General features: G+C 40.0%; 21 protein-coding genes, 1 tRNA gene and 1 pseudogene. 16 read left to right on the plus strand and 7 right to left on the minus strand.

Features of this window, described 5'->3' with window-relative positions:
- Together H8B06_RS13090 and istB are read left to right on the plus strand one after the other, a co-directional pair.
- Positions 1-240, plus strand: a pseudogene (locus H8B06_RS13090) (IS21 family transposase); the annotation flags it as partial.
- Between the two features lie 21 nt (positions 241-261).
- Complete coding sequence (istB, locus tag H8B06_RS13095; RefSeq protein WP_190994732.1) at positions 262-999, plus strand: IS21-like element helper ATPase IstB; 738 nt, start codon at positions 262-264, stop codon at positions 997-999.
- 31 nt (positions 1,000-1,030) lie between these two features.
- Here istB and H8B06_RS13100 read toward each other — a convergent pair whose 3' ends face one another.
- Positions 1,031-2,428, minus strand: a complete 1,398-nt coding sequence (locus H8B06_RS13100; RefSeq protein WP_190994733.1) for a PH domain-containing protein — start codon at positions 2,426-2,428, stop codon at positions 1,031-1,033.
- A gap of 56 nt (positions 2,429-2,484) precedes the next feature.
- The gene (locus H8B06_RS13105; protein ID WP_190994734.1) at positions 2,485-4,266 is read right to left on the minus strand and encodes a DEAD/DEAH box helicase; all 1,782 of its coding nucleotides are present in this window, start codon (positions 4,264-4,266) and stop codon (positions 2,485-2,487) included.
- Positions 4,267-4,505: 239 nt separating this feature from the next.
- Between H8B06_RS13105 and H8B06_RS13110 the strand changes: the two genes are divergently transcribed.
- The gene (locus tag H8B06_RS13110; protein ID WP_190994735.1) at positions 4,506-6,152 is read left to right on the plus strand and encodes a recombinase family protein; all 1,647 of its coding nucleotides are present in this window, start codon (positions 4,506-4,508) and stop codon (positions 6,150-6,152) included.
- Between the two features lie 216 nt (positions 6,153-6,368).
- On the opposite strand, the gene H8B06_RS13115 is transcribed toward H8B06_RS13110, so the two are convergent.
- Positions 6,369-6,442 (minus strand) — tRNA-Pro (locus tag H8B06_RS13115).
- 378 nt (positions 6,443-6,820) lie between these two features.
- Between H8B06_RS13115 and rplS the strand changes: the two genes are divergently transcribed.
- The 3 genes from rplS (at position 6,821) to yidC (ending at position 10,800) form a co-directional block, all read left to right on the plus strand.
- Positions 6,821-7,168, plus strand: coding sequence for a 50S ribosomal protein L19 (gene rplS, locus H8B06_RS13120; protein ID WP_130141442.1), 348 nt, complete (start codon positions 6,821-6,823; stop codon positions 7,166-7,168).
- A gap of 158 nt (positions 7,169-7,326) precedes the next feature.
- Positions 7,327-8,934, plus strand: coding sequence for a CTP synthase (locus H8B06_RS13125; protein ID WP_223857669.1), 1,608 nt, complete (start codon positions 7,327-7,329; stop codon positions 8,932-8,934).
- Between the two features lie 42 nt (positions 8,935-8,976).
- Complete coding sequence (yidC, locus tag H8B06_RS13130; RefSeq protein ID WP_190994736.1) at positions 8,977-10,800, plus strand: membrane protein insertase YidC; 1,824 nt, start codon at positions 8,977-8,979, stop codon at positions 10,798-10,800.
- A 68-nt stretch (positions 10,801-10,868) separates the two neighbouring features.
- Here the strand turns inward: yidC and H8B06_RS13135 are convergent, their stop codons facing one another.
- A complete protein-coding gene (locus tag H8B06_RS13135) occupies positions 10,869-12,218 on the minus strand; it encodes an acyl-CoA dehydrogenase family protein (protein WP_190994737.1) in 1,350 nt (449 codons plus the stop codon).
- Between the two features lie 234 nt (positions 12,219-12,452).
- On the opposite strand from H8B06_RS13135, the gene H8B06_RS13140 reads away from it, so the two are divergent.
- The 10 genes from H8B06_RS13140 to H8B06_RS13185 all read left to right on the plus strand — a co-directional run bounded on the left by H8B06_RS13140 (position 12,453) and on the right by H8B06_RS13185 (position 20,691).
- Positions 12,453-12,671 carry a hypothetical protein gene (locus tag H8B06_RS13140; RefSeq protein WP_130141447.1) on the plus strand — a complete coding sequence of 73 codons (219 nt, stop codon included), beginning with the start codon at positions 12,453-12,455 and terminating at the stop codon, positions 12,669-12,671.
- A gap of 158 nt (positions 12,672-12,829) precedes the next feature.
- On the plus strand, positions 12,830-14,179 hold the full coding sequence (purB, locus tag H8B06_RS13145) for an adenylosuccinate lyase (RefSeq protein WP_190994738.1): 1,350 nt from the start codon (positions 12,830-12,832) through the stop codon (positions 14,177-14,179).
- 74 nt (positions 14,180-14,253) lie between these two features.
- A complete protein-coding gene (locus tag H8B06_RS13150) occupies positions 14,254-14,808 on the plus strand; it encodes a NifU family protein (protein ID WP_190994739.1) in 555 nt (184 codons plus the stop codon).
- Positions 14,809-14,935: 127 nt separating this feature from the next.
- Entirely contained in the window at positions 14,936-15,784 is an 849-nt protein-coding gene (locus H8B06_RS13155) for a transketolase (protein ID WP_190994740.1), read from the plus strand.
- Between the two features lie 21 nt (positions 15,785-15,805).
- Complete coding sequence (locus H8B06_RS13160) at positions 15,806-16,759, plus strand: transketolase family protein (protein WP_190994741.1); 954 nt, start codon at positions 15,806-15,808, stop codon at positions 16,757-16,759.
- Positions 16,760-16,772: 13 nt separating this feature from the next.
- Positions 16,773-17,318, plus strand: a complete 546-nt coding sequence (locus H8B06_RS13165; protein WP_190994742.1) for an RNA polymerase sigma factor — start codon at positions 16,773-16,775, stop codon at positions 17,316-17,318.
- A 35-nt stretch (positions 17,319-17,353) separates the two neighbouring features.
- Entirely contained in the window at positions 17,354-18,172 is an 819-nt protein-coding gene (locus H8B06_RS13170; RefSeq protein WP_190994743.1) for a hypothetical protein, read from the plus strand.
- Positions 18,172-18,627 carry a hypothetical protein gene (locus tag H8B06_RS13175; RefSeq protein WP_190994744.1) on the plus strand — a complete coding sequence of 152 codons (456 nt, stop codon included), beginning with the start codon at positions 18,172-18,174 and terminating at the stop codon, positions 18,625-18,627. Before H8B06_RS13170 ends, H8B06_RS13175 begins: the two co-directional genes overlap by 1 nt.
- 87 nt (positions 18,628-18,714) lie before the next feature.
- Positions 18,715-19,902 (plus strand): aspartate aminotransferase family protein, encoded by a 1,188-nt coding sequence (locus H8B06_RS13180; protein WP_190994745.1) that lies wholly within the window; start codon positions 18,715-18,717, stop codon positions 19,900-19,902.
- Positions 19,903-19,938: 36 nt separating this feature from the next.
- Positions 19,939-20,691, plus strand: a complete 753-nt coding sequence (locus H8B06_RS13185; RefSeq protein WP_190994746.1) for an SGNH/GDSL hydrolase family protein — start codon at positions 19,939-19,941, stop codon at positions 20,689-20,691.
- A gap of 22 nt (positions 20,692-20,713) precedes the next feature.
- Here H8B06_RS13185 and H8B06_RS13190 read toward each other — a convergent pair whose 3' ends face one another.
- From H8B06_RS13190 to H8B06_RS13200, 3 genes are read right to left on the minus strand one after another with little or no spacing between them, the layout of a single operon-like run.
- Positions 20,714-22,615, minus strand: coding sequence for a RecQ family ATP-dependent DNA helicase (locus tag H8B06_RS13190; RefSeq protein WP_190994747.1), 1,902 nt, complete (start codon positions 22,613-22,615; stop codon positions 20,714-20,716).
- A complete protein-coding gene (locus tag H8B06_RS13195) occupies positions 22,615-24,705 on the minus strand; it encodes a ComEC/Rec2 family competence protein (RefSeq protein ID WP_223857670.1) in 2,091 nt (696 codons plus the stop codon). The genes H8B06_RS13190 and H8B06_RS13195 overlap by 1 nt, the downstream gene beginning before the upstream one ends.
- Entirely contained in the window at positions 24,699-26,753 is a 2,055-nt protein-coding gene (locus H8B06_RS13200; RefSeq protein ID WP_223857671.1) for a helix-hairpin-helix domain-containing protein, read from the minus strand. Before H8B06_RS13200 ends, H8B06_RS13195 begins: the two co-directional genes overlap by 7 nt.
- Between the last annotated feature and the right edge of the window lie 159 nt (positions 26,754-26,912).

Genomic DNA, 26,912 nt, shown 5'->3' on the forward strand with positions numbered 1-26,912 from the left:
TCGCAGGACTATCCCGAGATCGGTTACAAGCGTGTACTGGGTGTTATCCAACTGCACCGTGCCTACGGTTCCCAGCGGCTCAACGATGCCTGTAAAAGGGCGCTGGATACGGATGCCTGCTCATACGGGCACATAAAGAATATCTTAAAGAACAATATGGATAAGGTTCCTCAGCCGGAACAGCATGCGCCCCACATCCCTTTCCATGACAATATACGAGGGGCCTCCACTTACAACTGATAACATATAAAGAGTATAGAAATGAACAATCAGACAATTGAAAAATTACGGAGCCTTCGCCTGGGTGCGATGGCCAGCTTACATCTACAGCACGTCCAGCAGAACAGCTTTGCGGAGATGACATGTGACGAATACCTATCCCTACTGACTGACCACCAATGGGAAGATAGGGAGAACGCCAAGATTGAGCGCCTGCTGAAACAGGCTGCTTTCAGGCAGCAGGCCAGTCTTGCCGACATTAGCTACTCGGGTGATCGGAACCTGGACAGAAATATGTTCGCCAGACTTGCCACACTGGACTTTATCTCCCGAAAGGAAAATATCATCATATGCGGAGCTTCCGGTACGGGAAAAAGCTACCTCTGTCAGGCATTAGGGCATCAGGCATGCATGATGGGAACAAGGACACTGTATACCGTTACTGCAAGGATATTCAAAAAGCTGAGATTGAGCAAAGTGGACGGCACATACATCAAGGAACTGGAGAAACTGACAAAAGTCGAACTGTTGATACTTGATGACTTTGGGCTACAGGCTTTTGATAATCAGGATAGGGAAACTTTGATGGATATTATAGACGACCGGCATGCCAATAGATCAACGATAATATCCTCTCAGATACCCGTATCGGCATGGTACGAGGTTATAGGTGGTGAAGGAACAATTGCAGATGCAATACTGGACAGGATTGTAAACTCCTCACACCGTATAGATCTGAAGGGACAATCGCTCAGAAAAGGCATATTGAAACAGGAATAATAACAACTTTTTTATATAATTGTATGATCTTTTATAGTGGCACGGTTTGACCGAAATCACTGGCATGGTCCCTCCGAAATATCCAAGAAATACCCGGTTGCACAACATAAATATTGAATTCAAGTTCACAATATCCTGATGTTATCATATTTAATAAGGTGTTCATTTCTTCATCCCCGCCAATTTCGTATCTACTTGTTTTTCCTTGGTTGATCCGTGAATTTTGACGTCTAACCATATGTTGCAGAAGCTCATAAGTGGTATGTCTCCAATGAAAGCTTCTTTGTGCTTGACCACAAACCTCATATAGATCCTTTAAGCGACCTCCACTTTGTGATTTTGATGAAAACTTACAATGGTACAAGTCTATTTTTATTCTGCTGTCGCCACCATCCCAAAATTTTATCGCTATAATATCACTCGCTTCATTGGCATCATCGTCGTCAAATATTATTTTATAATCAGGATTAGATTTTAGCTTTTCAATAATATGATATTGAATTGAGTCTGCTCTCTTTTCCTGTTTTTGTGATTCTTTTCGAATGTCTGTACCTGTCCATTCTAAAGTAAGTATTTTGGAGGTATCAAAAAGGTTGATTTTCCCTTTAAAAGGAAAGAAGATATTATTATACATTTTGGAATTGTCATGAAACCAAGTCACCGGAGGGAAATCATAAAATAATTCTGCTATATCTATTTCGTTTCCTTTGTAAGTAATTACAAAAGGCATAGTTCCAACCAATTCATATCTATAACCACGTCCAATCTTGGTATCTAATACCAGTTTATAGTCAATGGCATTCTGATTCGACTCAATCGAGAATTCAACATAATCACGGCCATAAGAGTTCAATTTGATATTAAAATCAACCACGGGAATGCCTCTGTGCAAGGTCATAGAGGTATAAGCATATAATTCTTCGTTCCATTTCATGGCTACAGGAACTTTATTTGCAGGGAGTTCTGTAATCAATTCTGGTTTCTGAATGAATTTAAAAATGTCTTGTGTATCGATAGAATCATCTAAGAGCTTGTTACCAAGACTATCACACCATTGGCAGAAATCGGGAATACTTTTCACCAATTTAGTCCAAACTCTACCTTTGGAGGAGCAACCAATTGTGACCTTATCTCCGTTCTCATAGCCGACTCCGAAAAGATTTGAACTGGATTTAGTATCCTTGTCCAATTCATCCAGACCACTCACTATAGAATTCCCTGCATACATAGTGAAACTGATGGGACCATCTAAAGTAGACTTTAAACCTAAATTAAATAGCTCTAATTGAAATACTCCATCCAGGCACTTATAAATATCAGCCTCATTAAACAAACTTTTATTGGGTCCTACAATGGCTTCGGCAAGTTTATCATGTGTTGTTCCATTGTTTGTGCTGTTTATATAGAGTAGTTTCTGTTCTTCGTTCAAGTATATTATATAGAGATCATATTGACAGTTTAGCAAATCTTCTATTTTCCCCCATTTTACAGGATCGCTTTTTTTGCAACAATAACGAGTAGATTTTTTTCTTCATGTTCTACTGATACTGTTTCATATTTTTCATCATTGAAACAAGATGTATAATTCTGTGGCTCCCATTCGATCTCATCATCAAATAACCTGAAGATAACTGTACTCATTGCAGGCGTTATATTTCGCAATGGAATTTTTGCGGGGATCTCAGCATCTGAAAAATTCTGAAAAAAGTCTTGTTCTTCTTTCACTGAGCCTATTATATCCTCATTCGCCATACTAATGATTTTATCCCAGTCTGAATCTTTTTGATATAATTTTTTCAAAGTCCCCTTTAGTTCAGGATCTGCGATATTGGCTACTATAGATGCATTGCCCAATTTTAATATTGATTCGCGCGTAAACCTTCCAAAGAACTGAAATGAGGTTGTGATGTTTTTATGCAAATCGTGCAATGCACAAATTTTTAACTGAGGAAGGTCAAATCCTTCTCCAAGCATATCTACACATACAATTATTTTATGTTTTCCCGCAATAATGTCTTCCAATATTTTCTTGCGGATTGTCTGTTTAATACCACTATGAATAAATATCGGATTGTACTTCTGATATGGTTTGTAGATTTTTTCAAACACCTCTTCAGCTTTAGACATTGTATCCACCCTTGCCATCAGTATATGGTTGTATTTTTCCTCTATATCTTTTTCCAAAATGGAAATTGCTTTCTCTGCAATAAGTTGATCAGATTTCAGAGGGTTAAATTCTAGAATAGGATGAAAAACAATTTGTTTGTAATAATTGTCTCTTTGGGCGAGTGAGAGGGGATAATCATAAATCACCTTACCTTGTAAACGTTTCTTGTCATTTCTAAATGGAGTCGCCGTGAATAACAAAATAGGTTTATTAAAAGTTTCAAATTGTACTTTAATGTTATTCCACTCTTTTGCCTGACTATGGTGTGCTTCATCCATAATTAAAAGATTGCACCAATTAAGGAACGCCCCCTTTATTTTCGTATCACCACTCAGTATCCCTGTAATTATTTGCGGAGTGGAAATAATTACATTTGATTCAAACAAAGTATTTGCATCGTCTATGCTTTTTATACCCGTTTTTAGGAAACCTACAATAGGGTTTTTGGCAGAAGAGGAAACAATCTGAAACCTTTTATCTTTGAGAACACCCAGAGATTTGAATTTATTGAAAATTTGGGTTCTCAATGAGGCCGAGGGAACGATTACCAATAAGCCCTGACACTTTTCTGCTATAGTTAAACATAGCATTGTTTCAGTCTTACCTGTTCCAGTAGGCATTACAACTACAGCAGGTTTGGTTGAAATACTCCAATGTGAGAGGATGGAATGTAATGCGCCGATTTGTGGAGGTCTAAGTCCAAATTGAGTAATATTACCAGTTTCATCTTTGACTTCCTTTTTGTAATTAAATTTCCCTTCCCAAGTCTGAAGGATATTTTTGTAATCAGGAAGTTTTATATACTCTGCTTTCTTTTTACATTTCGAAAGAATTGCAATGGTCAGTTTTTCATACTCTTCAAGCAATGTGAATACAGCATCATAATTTTGTGGGATCTGGCTTTTAATTGTTGAGATAAAATACTTTGAACCATTTTCGGAAAGAAATTCATATCCTGAAAACGTACTTCCATTAAATTTCCTTATAATGCCTTGTTCAACTCCAATATAATATTCTTTTTTATTGCCGTTGATACTTTTTATATATGTACAATTGAAAGTAATTTCAATTTTTTCCTCCGGAAATAGGCTGTTCATCATGACTTAAATTTAACATATTTACAAGTCAGATATCAACTATTATATTTTTCCTATGACCTTATGGGTTTATATTCTTCAATCGATCTAAATATACAGACTTTCAACAACTTGTATTACCTACAAATATATTAAAAAAAGAAATTGAGTAATTACGGAAAACCGTATTTACTCAATAATTTCAAGAGTTTAATTGCATAATTAATTTTCCATTAATACGCTCACGTTATTATTAGAAAATTATGTCAACAGCAATTATTTACATCCGTGTCAGCACAGACGAACAAGCACAAAAAGGATACTCTCAGCGTAGCCAAGAAGAAAAATTAAATAAATATTGTAGAGACAATCATATTGAAATTGTCCAGACCGTATTTGAAGACCATTCAGCTAAAAACTTCGAACGACCGGCTTGGATTACCATGATAAAACAATTTAATATTGACAGGACTGCAAGACCAAACCTTATTCTATTTACACGTTGGGATCGATTTAGCAGGAATACAGCAAATGCATATTATACAATAACCCAACTTCAAAAGCTTGGAATTGAACCCCAAGCTACAGATCAACCTTTGGATATGTCGGTACCTGAAAACAAAGTATTATTAGCAATGTATATCGTCACAGCAGAAGTAGAGAATGACCGAAGATCTTTAAACATTAAGCAAGGCATACACAAAGCCAAAAAGGAAGGAAGATATATGGGGCGAGCACCTATAGGTTATCTCAATATATCGTTACCAGACGGAACAAAAACAATAATTCCCCATGAGCCAGAGGCAACATTGATCAAAAAGGCATTTCGAGACTTCGATGAAAATATATCAGTTCGTTCTTACCACAAAACCGTTCTTAAAAGTGGGTTAAAATGTAGTTTAAATGCATTCTTCAATATACTTCAAAATCCAGTCTACTGTGGTAAAATAAGAGTTCCATCTTTAAATGGAAAAACTATAGTAGAGGTTCAAGGAATCCATAAGCCTTTAATTTCGATAGAACTTTTTGATGAAGTACAATCAAGAATTAAACGACGTAACAAAAAATACATTAAACAAAGTGCGAATAGTGAGCTTATGTTTAGAGGAATACTCAGTTGTCCTCTTTGTTCAAAAAAAATATCAGGAAGTGGTTCAAAGGGAAGGTCTAAAACGTACTTTTATTATCATTGCTCTTCTTCTTGTGGTTATCGAGTAAGGGCAGATCAAGTAAATGAAAACTTATTATCAGGGATTCGTTTGCTAAAACCAAATTTGGAATATACTCCAATTTTCGAAGATCTTATCAGAAAGATTTATAGCAAATTGTATGAACAAAAATCTATTGATAAAACCAATATCAATAGATCATTACATAAAATGATAGAACGAGTTGCTAATGCAAGGGAACTTTTAGTAAAAGGTACAATTGACGAAGAAGATTACCATTCAATAAAATCAGACTGCGAAAATAGAATTGGCATCTTAGGCACACAACTCAATGATGCTTATAAACTTGATGTACAGCAGAAGCAGAGTTTAAAAAAGCTTACGAAATGTTTCTTAAAACCCGCTCTTATTTTTCGTGGTACAGACAATTCCATAGAATTAAAAGTTGCTTCGTTGTTCTTGAATAAAGATTTTGTATATAGCGATGCCGACTTTACAAGTCACTTGAAAGATGAGGTTCGGATCGTTTATGTATCTCAGTACTCTAATACAAAAGAGAATTTTGAAGAAGCAGAGGTCATTAAAAACATTAGCAAAGAACAACAAGAGATAATCTCGAATATTATAGAAATTGAACTGATCAAAGGGAATAAAATATCAACTCAAAATGCCACCAAGGTTTTATCCTTCCTGTTAAAACTTGCAGAAATTTGTATTTCTATCAAAATCAAGATCGGTTGAAAAAAAGAAAATATTTAAAAATGTGGACATGGTTCGAATCCTTTCAACATATTCCCATATTCTTGCCTTTTGACTCAAAATAAGCTCAAAAATACTGATATGGTGATTCTTTAATTAAAGGGAATTTTTACAGGAAGCCTTGCTATAGTAATAAAAAAGGGATTAAAATGAAAAATGGCACCATTTGTCTTCCAATGGCACCATTTGTCGTTTCAGTCGGGGTGGCAGGATTCGAACCTACGACCTCCACATCCCAAATGTGGCGCGATACCGGGCTACGCTACACCCCGAAAGGCATCACCTTTTTTTCTGTGGCACAAATATACGGCATATTTTGTTACTGTCAAGACTTTTCTAACATTATTTTCTAACCCCCTCATTAATTGCACAATAATATCTTACATGATTTTATATCCTCAGGAACACTGCAGTTCATGTTGTCCACGCCAAAACACACATCAGCTTCTGACGCTAACCCAATATCTTCAAAAACATTACACATAATAGTGTTAATCATAATAATGATATTTTTTTCTTATCTTTGCATCCGCTTATCAAAAAGCGTTTATTAGGTTTTTAAAAAAGTATTTTTTTATTCAAAATAAAAGCTGTAATATTGCATTCCGATTTTTACAGGATATAAAATCGTTTAATAATTACTCGAAATCATGGATTTAGTAAAATTTGTAGAAGAACAAGCGGTAGTGAAAAATGAAATCCCCGCTTTCAAAGCCGGAGATACCATCAGCGTTCATTATAAAATTCGCGAGGGAAATAAAGAGCGTATTCAGGTGTACCAAGGTGTAGTTATCCAGTTAAACAGCGAAGGCGCTAACGCTACTTTTACCGTACGTAAAATCTCTAACGGCGTAGGTGTTGAACGTATCTTCCCTGTAAATTCACCTAACATTCAAAAAATAGAAGTGAATAGTGTTGGTAAAGTCCGTCGCGCGAAATTATTCTATTTACGTGGCCTTACTGGTAAAGCTGCACGTATCAAAGCAAAACGTGTATAATCACCACTTCAAAACATAGAAAAGCCTCATCAATGTGAGGCTTTTTTTATGCTTTAATTTCGGTTCGTATCGAAAAAAAACTTATCTTTGTATCCCGTACATAAAGCAGATTTAACGCCATATTTAGGTCTTAAAATAGCTGAAATTTCATTATTGCTATGAGTAAATATATCTTCGTTACGGGCGGCGTAACTTCGTCGTTAGGAAAAGGCATTATCGCTGCTTCCCTAGCTAAACTTCTACAGGCTCGGGGGCTTAAAGTCACCATCCAGAAATTCGACCCTTACATCAACATCGATCCAGGAACATTGAACCCTTATGAACATGGCGAATGTTATGTAACTGAAGATGGAGCAGAAACTGACCTGGACCTAGGCCATTACGAAAGGTTCTTAAATGTTTCCACCTCGCAAGCAAACAACGTTACAACGGGAAGAATATATCAACATGTTATTGACCAAGAACGTGCGGGTGCTTATTTAGGCAAAACGGTTCAAGTCGTACCCCATATTACCGATGAAATTAAGCGCCGGATGCAACTCTTGGGGCAAACAGGAGAATATGATATCGTTATCACAGAATTAGGCGGCACCGTGGGTGATATAGAATCACTTCCGTTTATTGAAGCAGTAAGACAATTACGTTGGGAACTGGGCAACAGTGATTCTTTAGTCATACACCTCACACTGGTACCTTATTTAGCTGCTGCGGGGGAATTAAAAACCAAACCCACCCAACATTCCGTAAAAACGCTTTTGGAATACGGTATACAACCCGATATTCTCGTGTGTCGTACAGAGCATAAGCTTACACACGATATTAGAAAAAAACTCGCCCAGTTTTGTAACGTCAACATCAATGCCGTAGTCGAATCCATCGATGCACCGACCATATACGATGTGCCGTTGAATATGCTTAAAGAACAATTGGATAAAACAGCTTTAGCAAAATTGAAATTATCCAACAAGAACGAACCGGATTTAGAAAATTGGAAAACATTTCTGGGCAAGCTCAAAAATCCAACCAATGAAGTATGTATAGGGTTAGTTGGAAAATACGTGGAACTTCCCGATGCCTATAAATCAATTACGGAGGCTTTTATCCACGCAGGCGCTATCAATGAGACCAAGGTAAAAGTAAAGTATATCGCAGCAGAAAGCATAAACGAAGAAAACGTAACCGAAAAATTAAAAGATCTTGACGGTGTTTTAGTTGCCCCAGGTTTCGGCGAACGTGGATTAGACGGAAAACTGGTTGCTATTAAATTCGTACGGGAGAATAAGATTCCGTTCTTTGGTATTTGTTTGGGTATGCAATGCTCTGTTATTGAATTCGGGAGAAATGTACTTGGATTAAAAAAGGCAAACAGCTTTGAGATGGACGAAAAAACACCTGATCCTGTCATTAACTTGATGGAAGAACAAAAATCCATTACCAATATGGGAGGTACCATGCGTTTGGGAGCCTACGCCTGCGAGATCAAAAAAGGGACAAAAGCCCATTCGATTTATGGCAAAACCAAAATATCGGAACGCCATAGACACCGCTACGAATTTAACAACGCATATCTAAAACAATATGAAGAAGCGGGTATGGTTGCCTCGGGAAAAAATCCAGAAACAGGATTGGTAGAGATTGTCGAATTAAAAAATCATCCATTCTTTGTTGCAGGCCAATTCCATCCCGAATTGAAATCGACCGTAGCAAATCCTCACCCACTTTTTGTTAGCTTTGTAGCCGCTGCCATCGCCCATAAAAAAGGTTAAGGAATAGATGTAATATATCACTAAAAAATTAAAAAATTAAAAATGGATAGAAATACCCTCATTGGATTGGTGCTGATTTTCGGAATCCTAGCAGGCTCTTTTTATTTAATGAAACCCACGGAGCAAGAGCTTAAACAAGAACAAAGACTCCAAGATTCGTTGAAAAGAGTTAGAGATGGCCTACCTCCTATTGCAGATACATTAAGCGCTAATTCGCAAACCACCGTAGACACTGCTGAAATATCCAATAAACCATTTGGTCTTGCTCGCCTAGGGGATGAGCAGATTGTCACATTGGAAAACGAATTAATTATCGCCAAAATAAGCTCTAAGGGTGGACAAGTCAGATCTGTTCAATTAAAGAACGAAACAAATTATGATGGCAAACCACTTATGATTATTGATGAAGGCCAAAACCAGTTTGGTTTCGTTTTCAAAGCAAACGGCGAGAACATCAATACCAGTGACTTGAACTTTACGCCACAAAGTGGGAACATTTCAGTTACAGATGAATCCACGCAATCAATAGCCTTCAGATTGGACTATAGTGAAACCCAATATTTGGAGTATACCTATACTATTAAAGGCAACGATTATAACGTAGGTCTTGAGGTAAAAGCCGTAGGCATCCAAAACCTCATGGACATTAAGACCAGCTCCATTGGATTGAACTGGGAGACAACCTTGCTAAGAAAAGAAAGGAATGCAAAATCCGAACGCGAACGGTCCACGATATTTTATAAAGAACTTGCTGGAAATGTAGACAACCTTTCCGAAACGAGTGACGACAAAGAGAAAATCGAGGACAAACTAAGCTGGATTGCGTTCAAACAGCACTTCTTTTCTGCCGCGATAACGTCAATTCAACCGCTAAACAACACAGAGCTTACTGTAGCTTTTGACTCAAACGACGGTATTATAAAACACTACAAAGCATCGGCAGATTTAGACTTCTCTGCACAAAAAGACAACCATTACACCTTCAATTTCTTTTTCGGCCCTAACCAATATAAAATACTAAAAGCACATGGAGATGATTTCGAAAAAATCATCAAGATGGGTTGGGGGCCTATGGGTTGGATAAATAAGTTCATCACTGTACCTATTTTTGATGTTCTCGACGGTCTTCATCTGAGTTACGGTATTATTATATTAATATTGACACTTATTTTAAAAGGTGTATTGTTCCCATTGACCTACAAATCATACCAGTCCATGGCGAAGATGCGTGTATTGAAACCACAAATCGACGAAATTAAGGAGAAAGTAGGTGATGACAATCCAATGCTTCTCCAACAAGAGACGATGAAACTATATAAGCAGGCGGGTGTAAATCCGTTAGGCGGATGTCTGCCACTTGTATTGCAGATGCCTTTCACACTCGCTTTCTTCTTCTTCTTCCCCAATTTATTTGAGTTACGGGGCGAAAGTTTCCTTTGGGTAAAAGATTTGTCCACATATGATGCGCCTATTACTTTTTCTCCGATTTTCGGAATTGGACACATCTCTTTTATGTGTGTGCTCATGACGTTGACAACACTATTGACTACGTGGTATAACAATGCTACATCGGGAGCTGCTGCCAACAACCAGATGAAATACATCGGTTACTTTATGCCTTTGATTTTCTTCTTCGTGCTGAACAGCTTCCCTGCGGGATTAAACTACTACTATTTCTTGTCAGCAGTCTTGACACTCCTAACACAGTTTATTATCCGTCAGTTTATCGACGATGATAAAATATTAGCTAAAATTGAGGAGCACAAGAAAAATCCGAAAGCGGCGAAAAAATCATCGTTCCAACAAAAAATGGAAGAAATGATGCGCCAACAAAAAGCACAACAACAGCAAAATAAAAAGAAATAAATCATAGAGCCCGAGCAAATACTCGGGCTTTATTTATATATCAGTATTTGTGTATCCGTATTTGTACTTTACACAAATGCACTTATTCCCGTAATGCTGCGTCCAACAATAAGGGAATTAATTTCCTTTGTACCTTCATATGAATAAATAGCTTCCGCATCAGCCAAAAAGCGAGCAACATTGTATTCTAATAAAATTCCATTCCCTCCCATTACTTCACGTGCTCTTGACACAATATCTCGTGTACGCAATGTACAAAAGACTTTAGCTAAGGAAGCATGCTCATCTTTCAATTTCCCTTCATCTTGCAACTCTGACAATCGGAAAACAAGCGTCTGCATAGCCGTTAAATTAGAAAGCATTTCTACTAAATGATTTTGGATCAACTGAAAGGAAGCGATGGGTTTCCCGAATTGCTTACGTTTTAACGTATAATCCAGTGCGTTTTCATAAGCGCCACGAGCACAGCCAACGGCCATCCAAGCCACGCCGGCACGCGTCATCTGCAACACTTTGGCCGTGTCTTTAAAACTATTCGCGAGGGGTAAGCGGTCAGATTCCTGCACCAAACAATCTGTTAACGTTATCAATCCGTTTTGTACAATGCGCAATGCCATTTTACCTTTGATCTTCTCTACCATAAAACCTGGGTTATCTTTCCGGACGATAAATCCTTTCACTTGATTGTCATCCAGATCCCGCGCCCAAATGATCGTGATATCGGAGAACGTAGAATTGCCAATCCACTTCTTTTGTCCGTTCAACACCCAGCCTTCCGCTGTCTTCCGACAAGTAGTGGTCAAACCTCCTGCCGTTCCCGATCCTACATCCGGTTCTGTCAATCCAAATGCACCAATTTTTTCCAGTCGCTGCATTTTAGGTAACCATTCCTGTTTTTGCGCTTCAGAACCACACATATAAATGGAGCCCATCGCCAGTCCACTTTGAACGCCCAGAAATGTCGCAATTGAAGGATCTATTCGTCCAAATTCTGCCGCTATGATACCATCCATCAACGACGTCCCCCCTGCACAACCATATCCCTCATAAACATATCCGCATACGTTCAATTCAGCTAATTTGGGAATAATTTCAAAAGGGAATTCGTCGTGTAGCCAATACTTATTTACTATCGGCTTAATCTCCCGTTCTAAAAAATCCCTCACTTTCAACTGTAAGGTTTGGTCATCAGTAGATAGCTTAGCCTCTATACCATAAAAATCTGCATCAATCGCCGGTGCTTCCCGTTTTTTTGCGTTACCCGTTAATAGCTTAGCCATACCTTTCAACTGCTCCTCACTCATTTTGGACATTCCCGTCATAAGCGTTGGAATATCGACTTTCTTAGACAGTGCATCCAGCTGCTCTAAATCTACATGCTTCAGTAGTTGAAGTATATTTTTCAGTTTTTTTATCATGTTCAGTTATTTGGATTATCCCCCTCAATTGTAACACTTTTTTTATGAAAAATGTTTTTTATTGTTGTTTTTCAGTAAAACACTATTATCTTTGCGCCTGCTTTATAAAAGTTCTTTATTTCGATAGGATTAATTTTTATTTATTCTTTTGTAAAAAAATGGGTTACCTTTTATAATCGCTGGTATTAAAATGTAATAAACAAATTTGTTTCAATTAAAAATAGAAAATTAAAAATGAAAAATTTATTCAAATTCGGATTTTTAGGTTTAGCTTTAACAATTGCATTCGCTTCTTGTGGCGGTCAGCAAACTCAAACTGAAGAAACTGCTGATTCTTTAGCGGAAGGTATCGAAAACCAAACTGAGCAAGTTGCTGATTCATTGGAAAACGTAGCTGATTCAGTTAGAGCTGAAGGTGATTCTATCGCTGATTCTTTAGAGAACGTACAGTAATCCGAGCAGTATTAAAAAAATACATCAAAACCCACACAGTTGTGTGGGTTTTCTTGTTTCTGAAAGTGCTTCTTTTCGAGTTTTTCTTATTTTTGTCCTGTAGTCTCAGCCTGCCTCAAAAGGCAGCTGTTTAATTTTAACTTTTATTTTTCGTGATCATGAGCTTATCATCTTTAACTGCTGTCTCTCCTATCGACGGACGTTACCATAACAACACTAAAGAACTCGCTAATTATTTCTCCGAATTTGCTTTAATTAAATACCGTGTTCTAGTGGAAGTAGAATATTTCATCGCTTTGTGTGGATCGGGGATTCCACAATTAGCTCATTTTGATGGTTCTCTGAACGAACGCCTTCGTCAGATCTACGAAAACTTTTCGTTAGAAAACGCGCAGTGGGTTAAAGACACCGAGAAAGTCACTAACCACGACGTTAAGGCTGTGGAATACTTCTTAAAGAACGAATTTGAAAAACTAGGGTTGCACGACTCACTCGAATTCATCCATTTCGGATTGACCTCACAAGACATAAACAATACCGCTATCCCTTATTCTTGGAAGGAAGCGCTAGGCCAAACCTACCTTCCGAACATCCAGGAATTAGTAGGAGAATTGAAATCACTTGCTGACGAATGGCAAGACGTACCCATGTTGGCCAGAACACATGGACAACCTGCTTCTCCTACTCGTTTAGGAAAAGAAGTTAAGGTTTTCATTGAACGGATAGAAAAACAACTCGAGTTACTACAACAGATACCCCTATCGGCAAAATTCGGCGGCGCCACAGGTAATTTTAACGCTCACCACGTCGCCTATCCGAAGAAGGATTGGGTAGCCTTCGGCAATAAATTTGTGAATGAAAACCTTGGTCTGTCCCGTTCACAAACGACGACCCAAATTGAACATTATGACAATTTTGCAGCAAGTTGTGATGCCTTCAAACGCGTTAACAATATCCTCATCGACTTATGCCGGGATATGTGGACTTATATCTCCATGGAATATTTCAAACAGAAAATAACCGCAGGACAAATCGGGTCATCGGCTATGCCACACAAAGTAAATCCCATAGATTTTGAAAATGCAGAAGGCAATTTGGGTATCGCCAATGCGCTGTTTGAACATCTGGCGGCAAAGCTCCCTATTTCACGCTTACAGCGTGATTTGACCGATTCGACAGTTCTACGCAATATAGGCGTGCCTTTTGCACATACCCTTATCGCCATTAAGTCTACCCTAAAGGGGTTGCGAAAACTCATTCTTAATAAATCTGCCCTCCAAGCAGATTTAGAAAACAATTGGGCTGTGGTAGCGGAAGCTATTCAAACAATATTACGAAGAGAGGGATATCCAAAACCTTATGAGGCACTGAAAGACTTAACCCGTACCAACACACATGTAACCCAGGAAACAATCGCAACTTTCGTTGACGGATTAAATGTAAGTGAGGAAATTAAAGAAGAAATCAAAGCTATTTCTCCCAACAATTATACCGGCATCATACGATAAGCTTTGACGTCAAAATGACCTGTATTGGTACATTTTTGACGTATATTTGTCCAATATCATAGATTACACGAAATATGGCAACTATTAACGTATATACAGAAACGACGCCCAATCCTTCCACGATGAAGTTTTTGGTCAATAAGTTATTAATCAACGGTAGTTTGGATTACCCCGACCGGGAAAAGGCCCAAGCATCCGAATTTGCCAGGGAACTGTTTAAGTTCAACTTTGTAGAAGGTGTTTTTTTTGCGAGTAATTTCGTTACCATCACAAAAACTGACGGAGTAGAATGGCCTGATATCGAGCCTTTATTAAAAGATTTTGTAAAAGGGGCCGTCGAATCGGAATTAGCGGTTAAACCTATCGAACACTCCGAGGAGATAAATTTTGAGGGAACAGAGGTAGAAGTAAAAATCCAACAGGTTTTACACGATTACGTTCGCCCAGCCGTAGAACAAGATGGCGGTGCTATCGCTTATAGATCATTTGACAACGGCGTGGTCACCGTGGAACTACGTGGCTCTTGTAGCGGTTGTCCGTCTTCTACCATTACTTTGAAAGCTGGTATAGAGGGCTTATTGAAAAGAATGGTTCCAGAAGTTGAAGAAGTCGTTGCGGAAGCACTATAACCCCAAATAAAACACAGAAAAGGGAAGATTGTACGATCTTCCCTTTTTTAGTTACGCTTTTTAGCGGCTACTCTGCTAAAAATCATTAACTTTACAGCCAAAATAACCGAAACATTATATTTCAAAAATGAGTGCAGATATCAACAAACTAGAACAGATCGCTTCACAAGTAAGACGTGACATCGTTCGTATGGTGCATGCTTGCCAATCGGGTCACCCGGGCGGTTCGCTTGGTTGTACGGACTATTTTGTAGCGTTGTACTTCTATGCGATGAAACATGACCCTTCTTTTAATATGGACGGCGTCGGAGAAGATTTATTTTTCTTATCAAACGGACACATTTCTCCCGTTTTCTATAGTACTTTAGCGCATGCGGGATATTTCCCTCCGAGTGAACTTAGTACGTTTAGAAAAATCGACTCCCGTATACAAGGCCACCCAACCACACACGAAGGATTACCGGGTATCCGCATCGCCTCAGGTTCGTTGGGACAAGGACTATCCGTGGCTATCGGTGCTGCACAAGCTAAAAAATTAAACAAAGACAACAGTTTGGTATATGTGTTGATGGGCGATGGAGAACTCCAGGAAGGACAGGTATGGGAAGCGGCGATGTACGCTCCACACAACAAAATGGATAATATTATTGCCGCAGTAGATTATAACGGTGCGCAGATCGACGGCTCTACCGAACAGGTGCTATCGCTCGGAAATCTTCGTGCAAAATGGGAAGCTTTCGGCTGGGATGTGCTGGAAATAGAAAGAGGAAATGATATGGCGTCGGTCATCCAAGGTTTGGACGAAGCTAAATCGCGCGCTGGAAAAGGCAGACCTGTTATGATACTACTACACACAGAAATGGGGAATGGGGTTGATTTTATGATGGGATCGCACAAATGGCACGGTATTGCCCCTAACGACGAACAGCTGGCTGCTGCATTGGCACAGAATGCGGAAACTTTGGGAGACTATTAATAGATAGGAAGATACTAAGAAATGAAGAAATACACCTATACAGAATCAAAAGATACCCGTTCCGGCTTCGGTGCGGGCCTACTGGAAGCAGGAAGACAGAATGAGAACGTGGTGGCACTTTGTGCCGATTTGATCGGATCGCTAAAGATGAACGATTTCATCAAAGAGTTTCCGGAACGCTTCTTCCAGATCGGAATCGCAGAAGCAAATATGATGGGGATTGCAGCAGGCCTGACCATCGGCGGTAAAATACCTTTTACCGGTACGTTTGCCAACTTTTCAACAGGCCGTGTATACGACCAGATTAGGCAGTCCATCGCCTACTCAGACAAAAATGTAAAAATATGTGCTTCACATGCCGGGTTAACGTTAGGAGAAGACGGTGCCACACACCAAATTCTGGAGGATATCGGATTGATGAAGATGCTCCCGGGAATGACGGTAATCAACCCCTGTGATTTTAACCAGACCAAAGCGGCAACCCTCGCATTGGTTAACCATGAAGGCCCGGCTTATTTACGTTTTGGACGTCCGGTTGTACCGAACTTTACGCCATCCGACCAGGTATTTGAAATCGGTAAAGCCGTCATGTTAAACGAAGGTGCCGACGTAACCATTATCGCTACCGGACATTTGGTCTGGGAAGCTATCCAAGCAGGTGAGGAATTAGAAAAGCTGGGCATCGACGCCGAGATTATTAATATCCACACGATTAAACCACTGGATGAGGAAGCGGTCTTGAAATCCGTGACCAAAACAGGCTGTGTCGTTACGGCGGAAGAACATAATCGTCTAGGAGGACTTGGAGACAGCGTTGCACAGCTTTTGGCAACCAAGAGGCCTACTCCACAAGAATTTGTTGCGGTAAATGATAGCTTTGGTGAATCGGGAAAACCGGCACAATTGATGGAGAAATACGGCCTTAATGCCGATTCTATCGTAGCAGCAGCAAGAAAAGTGATTACCAGAAAATAGTGACGAAGAACAAATGGAAGACGCCTTAATTATATCAAAATTTGCTGATGAACGCACACGCGAAGAGGCGTTTGGCTATTTGCTCCAAAAATACCAACAAAAAATATATTGGCACGTTCGCCGGATGGTCATTGACCATGACGATGCAGATGATGTCGTACAAGATATATTCATCAAAGTATGGCGAAACCTTGAAAAATTCCGGGAAGACTCCCAGCTTTATACTTGGTTATATCGTATAGCCACGAATGAATGTATCACTTTTCTAAATAGAAAAAAACAAAAGCAGAGCATGTCGTTAGACGACGACAGCTCTGCTTATCTCGCAGAAACATTAGCGGAGGGAAGTTATTTTAATGGTGATCAGGCACAAATGAAATTACAACAGGCGCTATTGACTCTTCCCGACAAACAACGGTTGGTATTTAACATGAAATATTTTGAGGATCTCAAATACGACGAAATATCGGAGATTCTAGGTACCAGCGTTGGCGCATTAAAAGCTTCTTATCATTTGGCCGTAAAAAAAATAGAGCACTTTTTCACATCACACGATTAAACCCTAGGGGATTTTTCGACTCTAAACAAGTGACTATGAAGGAAGACAATACATATTACGATGGAATGGATGGTTTAAACCTACCGGGATCATTACGTATAAATCCCTTTGTAGTGCCTGAAAATTACTTTGACCAACTCTCTTCTTCAGTCTTGTCTCAAGCACGTTTAGATCGTTTGCCAATTGCCGAAAGAATAGGCTTCACCATACCAGAATCCTACTTTTCTCAATTAACAAGCAACATACAACTCCACATAAAGGTGGAGCAGTATAAAGATGCTGCACATAGAGAATGGGATGTCCCTAAAGGTTACTTTGAAGATCTATCAGACAAGATTCTTTCGCAAACGAAAATAGAAGCTGTAGCAAAACAAGAAGAGTTCGAAGTCCCGGCAGGTTACTTTGAAAGCCTGTCAGCACACATTCAAACAAAAATAGTTGAAGATAAGCTAAAAACGCACGTAGCTGATGATGGCTTTACAATTCCAGAAGACTATACTGGAATACTGAAAGATAAAATTGTTGCCCAAACTATAGGGAAAGAAAAACAGAAAACGATTGTACGAAAGCTAAATTTCAACAAATGGGTTTCCTATGTGGCTGCAGCTTGCGTTGCTGTTGTAATTGGAGTTGTTTCCTATAACAGCATAAACAATCGAACACAAGGAAGTATCAGCGAATCACATCTGGCGTCCATTCCCGATGACGAAATTATTAATTATCTGAGTGCGCTGAATGATAGTCATGACATTCTTTATATCATGGAATGTATTGACCATTCTCATGATTCTGAAGGGATTTGTACGCATGTAAAGGAAAATGATATTGAAGACTATTTAAATTACGCGTTATAATGTTACGTTTTAAACATTTGTTTGTTACGATAGGTGTAGTCATACTCTGTATATTATCTGCGAGTGCACAGCCACGGGATTCCAAACGATTTGCAGCGATTGAGAACGAAAAAATTGCCTATATTACGAAAGAGCTGAGCTTAACACCTGCTGAAGCCCAGCGTTTCTTCCCGATATACAATCAATATAGCCAAGAAATATGGGCTATTCGATCGAAGAAGAAAGAAAGTACCTCAACGACCCCTTCTCCAAGGGGAGTAAATGCTTTCAATAGATCGAATAAATCTGAAAAACAGGATGTACTCTCTTATGATGCAAAAGAATTGGAAATTAAGAGAGACTATCGAAAAAAGTTCACGGAAGTGATTGGTTCAGCTAGGGCGTCTCAGTTTTTCGAGGTTGAACAGAGCTTCCGGGAATTGCTCTACAAAGAATTACAAAGAAGAAATCGTTAAATAAAGTGACGACGTAATCAGTGACGAAGTAACAAAAAACCATTACTGATTACTCATCGCTGTTTACGGATTACTTGTCACTAAAAAATGATTAGCAACAGAGAACTTTTCCTTAAAAATACTGCTCAAACATCTTCGTCTCCTCGTCTATTCGAAATCGTAAAAGCCGAGGGAGTCTATCTATATGGACCTAACGGTGAACGTTATTTAGATTTGGTATCGGGTTTCAACGTTAGCAATATCGGACATCGACACCCCAACGTCATAGAGGCTATCCAACAACAATTGGAGAAATACCTCCATGTTACCGTATATGGGGAGTTCGTACAAGCACCGCAAGTAAAGTTTGCAACCGAATTACTCGCGAATCTTCCTTCTTCATTCGGATCTGTTTATCTCACGAACAGTGGAGCAGAGGCTGTCGAAGGGTCTATGAAAATCGCAAAGAAGTACACTGGACGTCGGCAGATTATTGCTGCTGAAAAAGCATACCATGGTAGCACACAGGGGGCTTTAAGTTTAATCGGCAACCCAGCTTATCAAGAAGCTTATGCTCCCCTACTTCCCGAAATAGAATTTATCCAATTCAATAACACAAGCAGTTTAGACATCATCACAAACCAAACCGCAGCGGTTATTGTGGAAGCTATTCAAGGTGAAGCGGGTGTACGTGTTCCGTCCTCGGAATTTATGCAAGCACTTCGGCAAAAATGTGACGAAACGGGCGCCATTCTGATTTTTGATGAAATACAAACAGGTTTCGGAAGAACAGGGAAGATGTTTGCCTTTGAACATTTTGGGATTGTACCGGATGTTTTGATGTTAGCAAAAGGTATTGGAGGCGGTATGCCACTCGGCGCATTTGTTGCACGAAAAGAAGTTATGGATGTCATCAAAGACAACCCTATGCTCGGTCATATCACTACTTTTGGCGGCCACCCGGTAAGTTGTGCGGCTGCCCTAGCTTCTTTGCAGGTGATTCAAAACGAAAAACTGCTAGATACAGTAGAAACAAAAGCAGCTTTGTTCCGAAAAGAGCTGAACCATCCTGCAATAAAAGAGATCAGGGGAATGGGACTAATGATGTGTCTACAATTAGAAACTTTTGAGCAAGTATATCAAGTAAGTAACTTTTGTGCAGAACACGGTGTGATGATTGATTGGTATTTGCATTGCGAAACAGCCCTACGCGTAGCCCCTCCACTGACGATATCAGAAACCGAAATAAAACATGCCTGCGAAATAATAAGACAAGGTATTGAAAAGTTCGTTTGAAAAAGCTAACTTGGTTTTCTTAAACCTTCATTTTATATGGAAACAAGAAGAAAATTCTTAGCGAAAAGTCTCCTCACTTTGGGAGCGGCCTCGATAGGCACAAAAACGTTATTTGCAACCGAAAACAACCGAGCAAAAAGTGGTAAGTTAGTTATACAACAGAACGATGTCATTCTATTTCAAGGTGATTCGATTACCGATGCAGGACGTAATCGGGATAATTTAAAACCAAACGACACCGGCGCTTTTGGTCATGGATATGCGCTGATGGCCGCAGCCACGCTACTAAATAAATATGCGGATAAAAACATACAGGTTTATAATCGGGGGATCAGCGGAAATAGAGTACCAGACCTTATCAGCAGATGGGATACCGATGCGCTTCAACTTCGTCCGACGATATTAAGCATTCTTATCGGCGTAAACGATTTTTGGCGCACGATCGATCGAGGTGCTCAAAACACGCCACAACAATATAAACAGCAATATCAACAATTGTTGGACACGACTTTAAAACAACTTCCACAAGTTAAATTGATTATCGGCGAACCATTCGGCGTGAAAGATGTAAAACATGTCACAGATGCTTGGTATCCCGACTTTCTGGGTTATCAACAAGTCGCGAAGGAAATAGCAAAAGAATATAATGCAACGTTTCTCCCTTATCAATCGGTATTCGATAAAGCGGCAAGCCGGGGTGGAGGCGATTATTGGACAACAGACGGTGTACATACTTCCTTAGCGGGTGCAAACCTCATGGCGGAAGCTTGGTTGGGACTAATCAAATAATTTTAGAGCAGGTTTCCCTGCTCTAAAAATCGCTATTCCAGCGATACATACCGTCTCGCAAGAGAATCTGCTCTCGATCCAGAAGCAATCGAATTACGTGCAACTTTATATCATCATCCCCGAGTGTTAGCTCGTCAACGAGCTCCTTCACATCTTTTTCGCCTGCCAGTAATACGTTTTTTATTTCTTCATGTAGTTTTTCCTGGATATCTGCACGATGCTGGCGCACCAGACACAAATCACAAACCCCACAAAATGTTTTCTCTTTTTCCCCAAAATAAGTCTGCAACGCGATACTTCGGCAGTCCTTCGTATCAAGATAAGTATAGATAGCTTTTATTTGTTGTTCTTTAATATTCTTTCTTTCCTCTATAAAGGAAGTATCGATAAAGAGATGTTTGTAATCCACACGTGCCTGACGAAATTCCAGTTGAGGGGCATCCGTTTTAGGAAGATAAGAAGCCACATCCAATTGTTGCAGTCCGCGCAACATATCCACTACCACGTCATGCGAAACGTTAAGCTTTTTTGCCAGTTCATACTCGTTCAATACGATATAAAAATCAAATGCGCCGCCTGTCGTCCGCAAAATCAATTTGATGAGCATATCATACTTCGCCGACTGTACCTGAAATTTATACAATTCCTGGTAATCGATTTCAAACTTAAATCGCGAGGGGATAAAAACAGCTTCGGATAAGGCAATCCACCCATCTTTTTCCAAAAACTTCAAAGCACTTAATGTGGGAAGAATATCAATCTTATAACGTCTACAGAAATCGACTACATCAAAATCAAAAAAAAGCCCTTTTCCAGCGCCATAAGCGATTTGAAAGTAGTTTCCTAAATGATGATAGATCTGTTGAATAAACGGTATCGGCGGAAAACCGGCTATAAAATTCTCCCACAATTTTTCACGATCCGCTTGTTGAAACATCAATACCGGGAATGCTTTTTTCCCATCGCGTCCCGCGCGACCTGCTTCTTGATAATAAGCTTCTAATGAATCAGGAATATCCAGATGTAGTACAAATCGCACGTCCGATTTATCAATCCCCATCCCAAATGCATTCGTCGCCACAATGACACGCACCCGATTTTCCATCCACCTATCTTGTTTTTGCGAACGGGTTTGTGGATCAAGCCCGGCATGGTAAAAATCCGCAGGTATACCGTGGTTAATTAAATACTGTGCCACTTCTTGTGTCTCCCGGCGATTACGGACGTATATCACCCCCGATCCGCCAATCTTATGGATCATCCGCAACATACGGCCCATTTTATCCTCCTCAGCCAATACCATATAGGCTAAGTTCTCCCTTCGGAAGCTTTTCTGAAACACTTGTCTTCCTACAAAACCTAACTTATCTTGGATATCTTCCACTACACGTGGCGTTGCCGTGGCCGTCAACGCCAAAAAAGGCGTGCTTGGATGAATCTCCCGCAACTTCGCCAGTTCTAAATAAGCGGGACGAAAATCATACCCCCATTGTGAAATACAATGTGCTTCGTCAATGGCAAAAAGACTCACTTTCATGTAGCGTATCCGTTCTTTTACCAAATCATTATAAAGACGTTCCGGGGCAAGATAAAGAAATTTAATTTTCCCGTACACACAATTATCCAATGCAATATCCACCTCCCTATGGGACATACCAGAAAAAATGGCCACCGCTTCGATACCTTTTTTTCGTAAGTTTTGGACCTGATCTTTCATCAATGCAATAAGTGGACTCACGACAATACATATACCCGCCAACTGAAGTGCCGGCACTTGAAAACAGATAGATTTCCCTCCACCTGTGGGCATTAACGCCAGGGTGTCACGTCCCTGCAGCACAGCATTGATAATGTCTTCCTGCAATGGACGAAAGGCCTCATGCCCCCAATATTGTTTTAATATATCCAGGTTTTTATTTTCCATCACTTCCTCTCCCAAACATAAGCAAAATTATTTTTCAAGACGTAATAGCGTAGATCTAAAGAATCTGCCATTTTTATCATCGCTGGCAATCTCTCCGTTTTATTCGACCCATCAAATATCGCGAGAGCAACATGGCGGAAATCTTTATCATTTACCTTATCATAAGATGATATGTTGCGCCACAACAAAATATCACATACCATAGGTCCCATTTCTCCCTTACCGCCTTCTATAATACCCAACGTACCTATAGAAGTTTGAATTTTCACCCGATCTCCTCTTTTTAACTGCAGTGGGTAAAAAGCGATATCCGTCATCCGTATATAATGGTTAAGGTCTGGCAGCACCTGCCTCATTATATACGGATGTGCCACGCTATCTAACGTAGAAATAAGAGAAACCTTACCCTGATTAATTACGGCAATGGCAACCTCATGCCCCACATTATATATTTTTATGCCTTGATAAGAAGTATATTTTATAGAGGAGATGACAGCAGAGAACAACAATATTCCTGTAGCGATAAAGGTATACCATAAGAATTGTTTGCGCAGACTATACCAGGTAATAAGCAGAAAGATGATGACGAGCAGGAACAAAGCAAGTTGTACTCCCGAAAAATCAACACCTTGCACGGTAGCAAATGGTAATCCTTCGATAGCTTGCAAGCCCCATAAGAGGAAACGACACAAATAGGTTAATCCCAATGCCAAATACACGTTGACAAGCGGAAAAGGACATGTGGCTAGTGCTATACCCATATACATTAATGCCGTCGCAGGCAGTGATACAAATAAATTTCCAAGCAGAAAGTAATTGGGAAACTGCTGAAAGTAATACAAGGCTAGCGGTGTGGTAAAGAGCTGAGCACTGACAGAAACTAATACGGCTTGCCATGTCATACGTAGCCCCTTATTATTTATCAGCAATACCTTATTAAGCAATGGATAGAGCGTAAATAAACCCAAAACAGCCAAATAGGACAATTGGAAGCCCATGTCGAAGATCATAAACGGATCCAACAAAAGTAAACTGCATGCTGATGCAAAAAGCGAATTTAGATTTTGATTAGCTCGTTGGCTCCATCTGGCTACCAACAAAAAAGAAATCATCACGCCTGCCCGCAGGATAGAGGGAGCCATTCCCGTCAACAAAACATAGCCCCATATGGCTACTAGGATAAGCACGAAGCGAATAGGCCTACCATAGGGGAACCGGTCTAGAAAACCCAGTAAAAAATTCAGCAGGAAGAACACCATACCGACATGCAAACCTGACACACTCAAAACATGCACCGTACCTGTATTAATAAAAGCCGTTAATGTTTCCATCGGAAAATGGGCACGGTATCCTAAAATGAGAGCTGCGCAAATATCCAACGCATCCTTATTCGATATGAACCGGCTGAACTTATGCACAAAATAACGGCGTATCGCCAACGCATGTGCTATAACGGTATTTCCGTAGTTATTTCCGAGCAGCCGAATATCCGCAGGCTTTATATAGGCTTGATGATAAATATTTTTATGAGCCAGATATCGTTTATAATCAAATTGTTTAGGATTATACGGTTCACGGACGTCCATTACCTCATTACGGAACAACAACTTGTCCCCATAAGACAACGATAAATCAGATTCCTTGTTTTTACGCACAATACGCAGCATGATCTGCCCTGTTGCCGGGCTTACTTTTTCATCGCAGACAATATGACGAATTTCTAAAGGAAAGTGTATACTAGCCTCGCCATATACAGGTTCGTCCGTAACCACCCCTATCAAATAGTCCGCTTTTTCACCAACAAAATATTGTGATTGCTGTGCAGGAAGTTCTCGTCCTATCCATACCATACCCAACAAGAACAACCAACCATAAAAAATTGGTGGAAAGAAAATGCGGCGCCATTGTCGACCGTAAGCCTCCATTCCCACCAAAAACAGGAATATAATTATCATACATCCTACTATAATTCGAAACAGCAATATCGATAATGGTAAATAATAACCGCTCACTATACCTGTTCCAAAAAACAAGAAAACGCTGGCAAACGGTACTTTCCGCAAAGCCAGATAGAATGCCTGCCCTACCATCGGTATCGGAATTGAATTTTAATATCGGACCGACGTGGCCCCTCGCTTTGATCCAACCCAGAACCTACCGTTTTTACATCCAAATAGTGATTTACGCTATAACGAAGCCAAAAATCTGTTTTTCGACCTATACGATAACGCAGGTTAATATAGGAACGACCGCCTTTTCCATTATACATAGGGAAGGCACTCGCATATAACACATCATTTTCGTATGCATACAGCCTCGCATCATACGAATCAGTAGCAAATACAGCTAAACGTACATTTGCTTGTAATGGTAGACGAGCAGGTTTCCAGAATACATCCTGATAAGCCAACCAGCCAAAATCGATTCTCCCATCCTTTTCATACCGCACCCCCTCGGTTCTTGTCCGGATTTCCCACTGGTTAGAAAGTTTATACTGAAAGACGAAGCGCAACTGATCTTTCAACACATCCACCACAGATCTGTCTGGCGGTTGCGCACTATTGTTTTCTTGCTTTAGTCGATGGCGGTAACGCAACGAAATACGCCCTATCTTGTACCAAAGATACGTAAATTGGGATAGAACGTCCATTCCCGCACTAGGCTCGTCAACACGATAGCGTAACCAAGGGAAACGAAACACGTCAACATAATTCATCCATTCTATCTTTCTATTGGGATGGAACATCCATCCCGCATAGATTCCCTCTTCATTGACAACCGCACTCCCCTCCCCCAACGCTTGTGCAAAAACAGCATGGTAGTTAGGTTGGTAATTTCTATAGTTAACAAACGTTGATACTTTCGGATGCAAACTGGCGATCAGGCCATGGAGTGTAGCCCAACCTCGTCGATACTCGTGTGCCGTTTCACCAAAAAGATATACATTCTTATAGGTGTATTGGTAATTAACGCCGATATTGAGCAATCGCCCCCCTTCAAAAGAATAGGTCTGACGAGGCGAACCATCGTGTACAATTGTGCCATTATATTGCGTATAAACGCCCACAGCACCTAGCTTCAAACGCTTATATCGGTAAGTTATGTCTATTCCGATCGCATTTTGTTTGATCGTTCGACGATTACGGAGTTCATTAGGCGTTCGATGTAGTCCAGATGCTGAAATAGAACTGATCGTATAATTACCGTCTTCGGCGCCCGAACGATTACCGGATAGCTTTCGCCAAGAAACAAATGGTGTAATTTCCCAATTATCAAAAGATAACCGCGTAGCAAAACCGGAGAGATAATTGTGTTCATTCATGGATGTGTAGCTCCTCAACCCACCCCCTTGCCTAGCACTACTCGTCATCATCGCTCCTTTGCCAAAACTCAAACCATTCCACATCACCAATCCTTGTCCAGCTTGCAAAGCATAATTCCCCAATATCAATTCCTTAAATATACCGAGGTCTTTTGCATATAGACTAACGCCATAATGATCAAAACCATAGCGTTGCCTTTCCCGAAAGAAGGGCTCCCCGGCATCTTTTTCCATATTAATCGCCAAACGCAACCGATTACGAAAATTGAAACGGTAACGCAGCATATAACGGTTTGCATCTCCAAGATAACGAGAACGGGCACTATCGGTAATCAAATAACCTCGTTGTTTCTGAAAGATAGTACCATAACGTAACATAAGCTGCTGCTCGCTATCATCATAAAGCTTCCGCCAAGTTAATCCTTCCAAGCTCGATACGGATGAGACCGTAACAAAAGGGTTCAATCGTTCAATAGTCGGCAGATCAAAATGAGCAATTCCTTGCAGTTCCAGAACGGAGATAAACTTTCCAGTCTGTTCGCGATGTGCTAAAAGGCTAGCAATTTGCAAAGGTGATAGAAATGAAAGGTTGGCCAACTCCTGCTCATTCGTCTTATTTAAATCAATAGGTCGTGTACGGTAGTGACGAAGAAGTTCTAGAACTTCATCAACATCGACTTCCTCCTCTAATTCTTCGACAAGTTGTTCTACAATTTGCTCCGCTACCGAGCTTTCGCCCCATGTTTGGCTTTTTACCAGCGTACTATACCCCAGTAAGAACACAGCTGTCATAATTCGTACACTGGCAAAACGCATAGACTGTGAGCATTTGAAATAAACAGATAGGATTTGCTGGTACAGGTAGTGTTGTCTGCCAGACTATCTGGCAGCAAAAAGCTCCTTTTAAACGTTAACGCATCATTTTTCCTCCAATATGAAAAGGATAAATAAAAGTGCTGAACGGATAAATAGAGC

This window comes from Sphingobacterium micropteri, from assembly GCF_014692515.1.
Taxonomy (GTDB): domain Bacteria; phylum Bacteroidota; class Bacteroidia; order Sphingobacteriales; family Sphingobacteriaceae; genus Sphingobacterium; species Sphingobacterium micropteri.

Coding starts and splice junctions, on each gene's coding strand:
- H8B06_RS13160 (WP_190994741.1), top strand. CDS start 15,806: ATGAAGAAATACACCTATACAGAATCAAAAGATACCCGTTCCGGCTTC.
- H8B06_RS13135 (WP_190994737.1), bottom strand. CDS start 12,218: ATGATAAAAAAACTGAAAAATATACTTCAACTACTGAAGCATGTAGAT.
- H8B06_RS13185 (WP_190994746.1), top strand. CDS start 19,939: ATGGAAACAAGAAGAAAATTCTTAGCGAAAAGTCTCCTCACTTTGGGA.
- rplS (WP_130141442.1), top strand. CDS start 6,821: ATGGATTTAGTAAAATTTGTAGAAGAACAAGCGGTAGTGAAAAATGAA.
- H8B06_RS13110 (WP_190994735.1), top strand. CDS start 4,506: ATGTCAACAGCAATTATTTACATCCGTGTCAGCACAGACGAACAAGCA.
- H8B06_RS13105 (WP_190994734.1), bottom strand. CDS start 4,266: ATGATGAACAGCCTATTTCCGGAGGAAAAAATTGAAATTACTTTCAAT.
- H8B06_RS13180 (WP_190994745.1), top strand. CDS start 18,715: ATGATTAGCAACAGAGAACTTTTCCTTAAAAATACTGCTCAAACATCT.
- H8B06_RS13195 (WP_223857670.1), bottom strand. CDS start 24,705: ATGGTAGGGCAGGCATTCTATCTGGCTTTGCGGAAAGTACCGTTTGCC.
- H8B06_RS13155 (WP_190994740.1), top strand. CDS start 14,936: ATGAGTGCAGATATCAACAAACTAGAACAGATCGCTTCACAAGTAAGA.
- H8B06_RS13165 (WP_190994742.1), top strand. CDS start 16,773: ATGGAAGACGCCTTAATTATATCAAAATTTGCTGATGAACGCACACGC.
- purB (WP_190994738.1), top strand. CDS start 12,830: ATGAGCTTATCATCTTTAACTGCTGTCTCTCCTATCGACGGACGTTAC.
- yidC (WP_190994736.1), top strand. CDS start 8,977: ATGGATAGAAATACCCTCATTGGATTGGTGCTGATTTTCGGAATCCTA.
- H8B06_RS13150 (WP_190994739.1), top strand. CDS start 14,254: ATGGCAACTATTAACGTATATACAGAAACGACGCCCAATCCTTCCACG.
- H8B06_RS13140 (WP_130141447.1), top strand. CDS start 12,453: ATGAAAAATTTATTCAAATTCGGATTTTTAGGTTTAGCTTTAACAATT.
- H8B06_RS13125 (WP_223857669.1), top strand. CDS start 7,327: ATGAGTAAATATATCTTCGTTACGGGCGGCGTAACTTCGTCGTTAGGA.
- H8B06_RS13200 (WP_223857671.1), bottom strand. CDS start 26,753: ATGCGTTTTGCCAGTGTACGAATTATGACAGCTGTGTTCTTACTGGGG.
- H8B06_RS13170 (WP_190994743.1), top strand. CDS start 17,354: ATGAAGGAAGACAATACATATTACGATGGAATGGATGGTTTAAACCTA.
- H8B06_RS13175 (WP_190994744.1), top strand. CDS start 18,172: ATGTTACGTTTTAAACATTTGTTTGTTACGATAGGTGTAGTCATACTC.
- H8B06_RS13190 (WP_190994747.1), bottom strand. CDS start 22,615: ATGGAAAATAAAAACCTGGATATATTAAAACAATATTGGGGGCATGAG.
- istB (WP_190994732.1), top strand. CDS start 262: ATGAACAATCAGACAATTGAAAAATTACGGAGCCTTCGCCTGGGTGCG.